At 62.3% G+C, this 8,873-nt stretch carries 7 protein-coding genes and 1 pseudogene; 3 read left to right on the forward strand and 5 right to left on the reverse strand.

The genetic code is table 11. The features are described 5' to 3' along the window. The 4 genes and pseudogenes from ABJN75_RS02080 to ABJN75_RS02095 all read right to left on the reverse strand — a co-directional run. Positions 1-1,085 (reverse strand): annotated as a pseudogene (locus ABJN75_RS02080) (hypothetical protein); the annotation flags it as partial. Then, a complete protein-coding gene (locus ABJN75_RS02085; protein ID WP_348436388.1) occupies positions 1,082-1,381 on the reverse strand; it encodes an XRE family transcriptional regulator in 300 nt (99 codons plus the stop codon). The pseudogene ABJN75_RS02080 and the gene ABJN75_RS02085, both read right to left, overlap by 4 nt. A gap of 1,436 nt (positions 1,382-2,817) precedes the next feature. Next, positions 2,818-3,456 (reverse strand): DUF1176 domain-containing protein, encoded by a 639-nt coding sequence (locus ABJN75_RS02090; protein ID WP_348436390.1) that lies wholly within the window; start codon positions 3,454-3,456, stop codon positions 2,818-2,820. A 98-nt stretch (positions 3,457-3,554) separates the two neighbouring features. Then, a complete protein-coding gene (locus tag ABJN75_RS02095; protein WP_348436392.1) occupies positions 3,555-5,144 on the reverse strand; it encodes a peptide chain release factor 3 in 1,590 nt (529 codons plus the stop codon). Positions 5,145-5,270: 126 nt separating this feature from the next. Between ABJN75_RS02095 and dut the strand changes: the two genes are divergently transcribed. From dut to cysK, 3 genes are all read left to right on the forward strand, one after another. Then, the gene (gene dut / locus ABJN75_RS02100; RefSeq protein WP_348436399.1) at positions 5,271-5,744 is read left to right on the forward strand and encodes a dUTP diphosphatase; all 474 of its coding nucleotides are present in this window, start codon (positions 5,271-5,273) and stop codon (positions 5,742-5,744) included. Beyond that, the gene (locus tag ABJN75_RS02105) at positions 5,741-6,757 is read left to right on the forward strand and encodes a proline racemase family protein (protein ID WP_348436394.1); all 1,017 of its coding nucleotides are present in this window, start codon (positions 5,741-5,743) and stop codon (positions 6,755-6,757) included. Before dut ends, ABJN75_RS02105 begins: the two co-directional genes overlap by 4 nt. A 150-nt stretch (positions 6,758-6,907) precedes the next feature. Beyond that, positions 6,908-7,879 carry a cysteine synthase A gene (gene cysK / locus ABJN75_RS02110; protein WP_348436395.1) on the forward strand — a complete coding sequence of 324 codons (972 nt, stop codon included), beginning with the start codon at positions 6,908-6,910 and terminating at the stop codon, positions 7,877-7,879. A gap of 94 nt (positions 7,880-7,973) precedes the next feature. Here cysK and ABJN75_RS02115 read toward each other — a convergent pair. Continuing rightward, a partial coding sequence (locus ABJN75_RS02115; protein ID WP_348436397.1) for an ATP-binding protein occupies positions 7,974-8,873 on the reverse strand: 900 nt, incomplete at its 5' end.

Genomic DNA, 8,873 nt, shown 5'->3' on the forward strand with positions numbered 1-8,873 from the left:
GGAGGCGTGTAGAAAATCCCCTCCTCCGACGCACGCTCAGTCACGAAAGTCTCATAAATGCTGCTGATAAACTCGAGCGGGATCACATCAAATGAGTACAAAGGCCAGAGGCAAACTTGACCCGATTCTAGATCGACATCACCCCGAAGAAAATCTGCGAGGAGTCGCAAATGCGAAGGTTCAACTAGCGCGCGTTCGGCCCGCCATCCAGATGCACGTTCCTCCGACGTTGAGCCTTTACTTGGGAAAAGGTCGCCGTTGAAGCGGACATTTAACCAATCGAACAAACGATAAGTGTCCTCATAACTATCGAGGATATCCGGCAAGCTGGAATAAGCGTGAGACAAAACACCGTCAGCTTGGAGTTCTATTAGCTTGATGTCATCTAGCGCAGCAGCGCCGACCGTGTCACGCCGATCGAAGAGAAATTGCACGAAGATAACGCGCGCCAGAAGGTCGTGGCAGACGTCATCATCTCTGAGGCCTCCCTCCATAAGTTGCTCTCGCATCTCACTGAGATTGCGCAGTAACATCTGATCTGCTCGCCCGTCACGATTGAAACGCTGCGCGTGAGCCGTAAAGAAATGACCTGAGACTAGGTTGAGCCAATGCAATGTGCGTGCCGCACGGACCTGCAATTCACCCTTTGGCGAAGTGATAAGATCTGCCGCTCGAACTTGATGGACTAAATACCGATCGACTGAATGGTCTTGTGCAGGCGCTTCGCAACAGCTCCATACTCGGAGAAGATGCGGTTCAATTGTGATAAGGACAGGGCTGTGGGAAAAATTCCAAGCCAACCGATGAAGCTCTCGCAAAAGAGCGTCCGAAGCTTTACCCTCGAATTCTACTACCAAACCAAGAGGAGCCTCCGTCGCGTCTTCGGTAGAATTGGCAGACAAAATCCCGATCCGCCAATTGTGGTCAGGCTCTAAACGCTCCAAAGCGCGCCCGATCTTACTGCGAGCAAGATCGGCAAAGGTAGCTGGTCCCGCGCCTGTCGGAGCGAGTATCTCTGATGCGTCGGGCCAGCCGAGGGCTTGAGTGACTGCCCTGAGTGTTAGTTGTTCGACCGCCGGCGTCATGTGCTCAGATCCAATTGCTCTTGGGGGTCGCCGCCGAAACGTCCTGGTCTGCCCCGACCACGTGAACGCTTGTTAGTCGGACCTGCGCGCGCGACGGCGTCCTCGAATGGCAGTCCGTGGCTTTTTAGTTCGCACAGCAATGTCGCGATTAAACCCAAATGCCCCGGCACCTCTCCGGTGCTAGCGTAGTTCGAGATGGAGTTCGGACGCATTCCGATGAGGTCTGCAAACTCACGGATGCTGAGTGATGTCCGGTCAAGCTCGGCGATGAACTCGGCATAGGTCAAACGGAGCATCCCTCTATTCTCATAATTTTCTGTGTTTGTGCACATAAAATGATGTGTTGTAAATGCTTTGAAGTTATCCGGTCAGCGCGGTTCGGCGGTTGCAGATGCCCCTCTCTTGTCCTCGATATTCAATACGTAGCCACGGATATCGTTTCGATCCAGGCACGTTTAGTTCTCTATGCGATGGTACTGGAGTTAGCACCCCACACTTTTTCCCCACCCTTTCCGCCCATGCGATACTCCTCCCACCTTTCGTCGCAACGGATGGCCGGAGCCCACGGAGCTTTGGCCGGCGGAAGGCGGTGAGGTTTGGCGCGCGGCGCCGCATCGCGGGTCAGACGTTTGCGAGAAGATCACCCCGGCCCGCGTCGGCGGCCCGCGCGCAAGTCTGGCTGTGCGTTGGCCGTTTTGTCTCCGCAAAGTCCCCTCCCCAACCCCTCCCCACAAGGGGGAGGGGCTTGCCGCGCCTCTGGATTTCCGCCCAATAAAACGCCTTCAACACGACGAAAGTTCGGATTCGCAAAAGGCGCTGGCGCCGGGTTAAGCCCCTCCCACCTGTGGGGAGGGGTTGGGGAGGGGAGGGAACTCTCCAACGGAAACCCGTGTCGCTTCCCCCTCTATCCAAAAAAATCTTCCCCAATATTTTCCCCACCCTTTCCGCCCATGCGATACTTCTCCCACCTTCCGTCGCAACGGATGGCCGGAGCCCACGGAGCTTTGGCCGGCGGAAGGCGGTGAGGTTTGGCGCGCGGGGCCGCATCGCGGGTCAGACACTTGCGAAACATCATCCCGGCCAGCAGGAACGCCCGTCAGCAAAAAGTGGAGCTGACAGAAAGGTGGTCGTGCGAAGGCCGCAACCGGTGGCCCGGCCTGGCCGGCCCCGGCGGCGTTTGCTGTGTGTCGCACTGTCCGGCGGGCTGGCCGGTCTGCGCGGCGCGCGTCCCGCTTGCAACGCCGGCCTGACAAGTCCCCGGGCGCATTGGGCGGGTTGCCTCGCCTGTTGCCTGGGGAGAGGGCGGGTTCGGCCCTGACCAAGCCGAACAGAACGAAACCGCGCCAGGGCTTGAGGTGATGCGTTCGCAGGAGGAGTTGCCCGCCCGTGCCCGGAAGGCATGGGCATCCGTCACCGGCGGGGCGCGGGAGACTGCGCCAAGCCCTTCTTCGCCACCACCACGGGCCAGCCGCCCGCGCGCCCCGCACTCCGGTTTGATTCCGGACTGCCCCGAACTGCCCCATACCGCCGGCGAAAAGATTTTCGCGCGCGGGGTTTTGGTGTGTCTGGTCGCTTGGTCAGAAAGGTCTCACCACCCCGTCATACCGGACCCCGATCCGGTATCCAGCCACCGCGCGTCCGCGCGGTGAAACGACTCTTTGACCCGGCAGACGCCGGGTCACTGGATACCGGATCAAGTCCTGTATGACGGAAATCGGGAGGCGTCCGACAATCACGGAAACAGCGTGTAGGACCGCTCCATCTGGTCTTCGCTGGCGTTGTCGTCATTGGCCTCATAGGTCGGGTCGATCTCGTAGCGTTTGAGCACGAACTGGCCTTCCGCAAACGCCCAGGTTCCCGCCGACCAGGCATCGCCCAGCCCGCGCCATTTGGCAAAACTGGTCAGCGTCTGCGTCTCGGTGTCAAATCCCGAATTGACCAGCGTCGCCGTGGTTGAATAGCCGGTCACTGTCGGCGGATTTTTCAGCTCGGTCCGGGTTTCGTCGCCATCGGCATAATCGATCTCGTAAGTCGGCTGGGCAAATGTGATCAGCGACAGATCGCCATTTTCCGGCTTGAACACATAGGCCTGCACCACATTGTAGGCGCCGGCCATGCAAAACAGCTGGTACAGCGTGGCGTGGCTGTCTGGATCGTCCGCGCCGGCCCATTGGGGTCTCCACGACAACGCGGTGGCCGTGTCGGCAAAGCCGTCAGCATCTCCAAACGGCGAGCTCTCGTCGCATTGTCCGGGCAGGGCGGCAAGCATGAAGCCGCGCGCAACGCCAATCGCCGTGGTGCCGGTATCATCGGCAAGCGCGGGCGCTGCCAGACATGACAGACAAAGCGCACTCCACAGTGCATGTTTCATGGCCAATCCTCCCCGCACCCGGGCGGCGCTGATCCCGGGTCATCCGGCAATCATGTGCTTTGCCCCGGAATTTGGCAATATCGCCCGCCGGGGCCTGGCTAGGCCGCCTTGGTGACGTGATATTCCTTGATCGCCACCATGTCGATCGTCTTCCAGCGGTCCGCCTCGTAGCCCAGCGAGAACTGGTCGGCGGCCAGAAACACCGGATCGCCGTCGAGATCGCGGGCAATGTCGCCGCGATGGCTGGTCACGAAGCGTTCGAGATCGGCCTTGTCAGCCGAGGAAATCCAGCGGCAGACCGAGAACCGCGCCATCTCGAAGCTCACCGGCAGCCCGTATTCGGTCGACAGCCGTTCCTTCAGCACATCAAGCTGCAAGGCGCCGACCACGCCGACAATCGCCGGCGAGCCGTCCTCGGGCGAGAACAGCTGCACCACGCCTTCCTCGGCCATCTGCTGCAGCGCCTCTTTCAGTTTTTTCGCCTTCATCGCATCCTCGAGCCGCACCCGGCGCAGGATTTCCGGCGCGAAGTTCGGCACGCCCTGAAACACCAGCGCCTCGCCCTCGGTCAGCGTGTCGCCGATTCGCAAGGTTCCGTGGTTGGGAATGCCGACCACGTCGCCGGCATAGGCCGTGTCGGCGATCTGCCGCTGCGAGGCGAAGAAGAACTGCGGCGCCGACAGCCCCATCGGCTTGCCGGTGCGCGCCAGCCGCGCCTTCATGCCGCGTTCCAGCTTGCCCGAGCACACCCGCACAAAGGCGATGCGGTCGCGGTGATTGGGGTCCATGTTGGCCTGGATCTTGAACACGAAGGCTGTCATTTTCGGGTCTGTGGCTTCCACCGTGCGGGTATCGGCCACTTGCGCGCGCGGCGGCGGCGCCAGTTCACCCAGCGCATTGATCAGGTCGCGCACACCGAACGCCTTCAGCGCCGAGCCGAAATAGACAGGCGTCAGGTGTCCCTCGCGGAACGCCGTGAGATCAAACGGCCGGCAGGCTTCCACCGCCAGGCTCGCCTCCTCGATGAAGGTCTCGCGCTCGTTCTCCGGCAGCAGCCCGGCCACCTTGTCCGATTGCGGCCCGTTGACCGGTGTCAGCTCGGTTTCCCGGTCCGATCCGCGCATCGCCGATTTGGCCAGGTGATAGGTGCCCGAAAACGACCGGCCCTGTCCGATCGGCCAGGTCATCGGCGCGGTGTCAAGCGCCAGCTTCTGCTCGACCTCGTCGAGGATCTCGAACGGATTGCGCGCCTCGCGGTCCATCTTGTTGACAAAGGTGATGATCGGAATGTCCCTGAGCCGGCAGACTTCGAACAGCTTCAGGGTTCTCGGCTCGATGCCCTTGGCCGCATCGATCACCATCACCGCCGCATCCACCGCCGTCAGCGTCCGGTAGGTGTCGTCGGCAAAGTCTTCATGGCCCGGCGTATCGAGCAGATTGAACACGTGGTTGTCATACTCGAACGTCATCACCGAGGTGACCACCGAGATGCCGCGCTCGCGCTCGATCTTCATCCAGTCCGAGCGGGTCTGGATCCGGTCCTTCTTGGCCTTGACCTCGCCCGCCAGCTGGATCGCGCCACCAAACAGCAACAGCTTTTCCGTAAGCGTGGTCTTGCCGGCGTCCGGGTGCGAGATGATGGCGAAGGTGCGGCGGCGGGCAACCTCTTCCGTGAGTGTATCGGGCATCGGTGGCGGATTCCTGTTGATTGCGCTGCCTTCTATCGCCTTGCCGCCCGCCATGCAATTGACCTTCTCCCGCCAACGGTGAAAGCTTGGTGCATGACCCAACCTGTTCGCCTGCCCCAGTCCGCCCTGCAAGCCGCCGCAAGCTCCATGCCCGAGCTGCGCATCGTGCGCCTGCCGCATGGCGAAGGCCTTGATCTGCCGGCCTATGAAACACCGGGCTCGGCCGGCATGGATCTGCGCGCCGCGGTTGACGAAGACACTCCGCTGGAAATCGCCCCGGGCGGCCGTTTTGCCGTGCCCACCGGCTTGATCATGGAAATTCCTGAAGGCTTTGAAGGCCAGGTTCGGCCGCGCTCCGGTCTGGCGCTTAAATCCGGGGTCACTTGCCTCAACACGCCGGGCACCATCGACAGCGACTATCGCGGCGAGGTCAAGGTGATCCTCGCCAATCTCGGCGCCGAACCGTTCACCGTCACTCGCGGCATGCGCATCGCCCAGCTGGTCATCGCTCCGGTGGTGCAGGCGCAGGTGACGCTGCATCAGGCGCTCGGCGAAACCGGGCGCGGCACCGGCGGCTTCGGCTCGACAGGCACCGCATGAGCGCCCCGGCCTTCGGCCCTCTCACGGTTGTCGACATGCACACCGGCGGTGAGCCGCTGCGGATCGTCACCGGTGGCTATCCGGATCTGCCCAAGGGCACGATTTTGCAAAAGCGCGCCTATGTCCGCGACAATCTCGATCATTTGCGCAAGATCCTGATGTTCGAGCCGCGCGGCCATGCAGACCAGTATGGCGCATTGCTGGTCGAGCCGGATTTGCCCGGCGCCGATCTGGCGGTGTTGTTCATGCACAATGAAGGCTACTCCACCATGTGCGGCCATGCCATCGTGGCGCTCGGCCGCTATGCCGTGGATCAGGGACTTGTGCCGCCCGGCGAAACCGTGACCCTCGTCAACATCGAATGCCCCTGCGGGCTGGTGCGTGCCGAAGTCACCATGCAGGGCGGCAAGCCCGCTGAGGTTAGCTTCGAGAGCGTGCCGTCGTTCCTGTTCGCGCGCGACAAGACGCTCGCGATTGGAGCCTGGGGCAAGGTCACGTTCGACATCGCCTATGGCGGCGCGTTTTATGCGCTGGCCGATGCCCGCCAGTTCGGTCTCAAGTTCGGCCGCGATTCGGTGGCCGCTTTTGTCGACGCCGCCGACGCCCTGACCAGGGCGGCGCAGGCGGCAATTCCGCTCAGCCATCCCGACGCAGATGATCTGTCGTTTCTCTATGGATCGATCCTCACCGATGGCCGCGACGCCTATTCCGGTGAGCCGACGCGCAATGTCTGTGTCTTCGCCGACCGGCAGGTCGATCGCTCGCCCACCGGCTCCGGCGTCACAGCCCGGCTTGCCGCCATGCAGGCCCGCGGCCAGATCGCCACTGGCCAGAAACGGGTCTTCCAGAGCATCATCGGCAGCCGGTTTACCGGCAGCCTCGCCTCGCTCACACATTCAGGGCCGCACAAGGCCATCACCGCGCGCGTTTCGGGCCGCGCTTACTACTCCGGCAAGGCCGAGTTCATCATTGAGGATGATGATCCGCTGTCGGAAGGATTTCTTGTCCGGTGAACAATCTGCCTGTCGCGTTGGAATTGTATTCCTGAATAGTACGATAAATTGGAACGTCACTATCGTCTTTCACTGTCTTCCTTTGACAGGTTGACTGGCGTTGCGCATGCCCTGTCGCTAGACTTCGCGGCCAAACAAGGGAGATTTGCCATGTCAGCCTCTTCGGATGAAACACCCGGCCGCGGCCGCATCTACAATTCGATCATCGACACCGTTGGCAACACCCCGATCGTGCGGCTCTCCAAACTCGCAGGCGCGGAGGACGTGAAGGCCGAGATTCTCGCCAAGCTCGAATTCTTCAACCCGCTGGCCTCGGTCAAGGACCGTATCGGCGTGGCCATGATCGAGGCGCTGGAGGCCGAAGGCCGGATCGCACCGGGCAAGACGACGCTGATCGAGCCGACATCGGGCAACACCGGCATCGCGCTCGCCTTCGCAGCCGCCGCCAGGGGTTACCGGCTGATCCTGACCATGCCGGAGACCATGTCGATCGAACGCCGCAAGATGCTGGCCCTGCTTGGCGCCGAGCTGGTGCTGACAGAGGGCCCGAAAGGCATGAAGGGCGCCATCGCCCGGGCCGAGGAACTGCTCGGCGAAATCGATGATTCGGTGATGCCGCAGCAATTCGAAAACCCCGCCAACCCGGAGATCCACCGTCTCACCACGGCAGAGGAAATCTGGAACGACACCAAGGGCGGTGTTGATATTCTGGTCTCAGGCATCGGCACCGGCGGCACCATCACCGGTGTGGGGCAGGTGCTCAAGGCGAAGAAGCCGGGCGTGCAGATCGTGGCGGTTGAGCCGGCGGATTCACCGGTGCTGTCGGGCGGCAATCCCGGCCCGCACAAGATCCAGGGCATCGGAGCGGGTTTCGCGCCGGCCATTCTCGACACGGACATCTACGATGAAGTTGCCAAGGTCACCAACGACGAAGCCTTCGACATGGCCCGCCGTGTGGCGCGCCTCGAAGGCCTGCCGGTCGGCATTTCCTCGGGCGCGGCCCTGGCTGCCGCCATCAAGATCGGCCAGCGGCCCGAAAACGCCGGCAAGCAGATCGTCGTCATCATCCCGTCATTCGCCGAACGCTACCTCTCGACCGCATTGTTTGACGGTCTGGGCTGAGGCTCGAACCTTGCCGGTTACCCCGGATGATTTGGCCCAAACGGTCTTGAAGGGTGACGGGCATTCTCCGGAATGGATTGCCCGGCGGCTGATCTCACGCCGCCTGCGACACCCGTTCCGCTGCAATCCTGTACGAGATCGCCTCGGCGAGGTGAATTCGGCCGACCACTTCGGCGCCGTCGAGATCGGCCAGCGTCCGTGCCACCTTGAGAATGCGGTGGTAGGCGCGGGCTGAAAACCGCATCTTTTCCGCCGCATCGCTGAGCAGGCTCTGGCCGCCGGCGTCGGGCTTGGCCACCTGCTCGACAAGCGAGGTCGAACATTGCGAATTGGTGCGGATGTCGGGGCGTCCGAGATCGCGGTAGCGGGTCTGTTGCATGGTCCGCGCCGCTGCCACCCGCGCCGCGACATCGGCGCTTTGCTCCGCCAGTTGCGGATTGATCAGATCCTGCGCGGTGACCGCGGGAACATCGATGCGGATATCGATCCGGTCCATCAACGGTCCCGAAATCCGGCCCTGATAATCCGTTTGGCAGCGGGGGCCGCGAGCGCAACTGTGTCCCGGCTCTCCGGCCATGCCGCACCGGCACGGGTTCATCGCCGCGATCAGCTGGATATTGGCAGGATAGCTCACCCGGTGATTGGCCCGCGCGATGACGCTCTCGCCGTTTTCCAGCGGCTGCCGCAAGGAATCGAGCACCTGCGGTGTGAATTCGGGAAACTCGTCGAGAAACAGGATGCCGTTATGCGCCAGCGACACCTCGCCCGGCCGCGCGCGCAAGCCGCCACCGACCATCGCCGCCATCGAGGCTGAATGATGCGGTGCACGGAACGGGCGCCGGTCTGACAGCTTGCCACCGGCCAGTTGTCCGGCAATCGAATGGATCATCGACACTTCCAGCAGTTCAGGCGCCGACAGTGGCGGCAGGATCGAGGGCAGCCGTGCCGCCAGCATGGATTTGCCCGATCCGGGCGGCCCGACCATGATCAGATT

This window comes from Hoeflea sp., assembly GCF_039975035.1.
Lineage (GTDB): Bacteria > Pseudomonadota > Alphaproteobacteria > Rhizobiales > Rhizobiaceae > Hoeflea.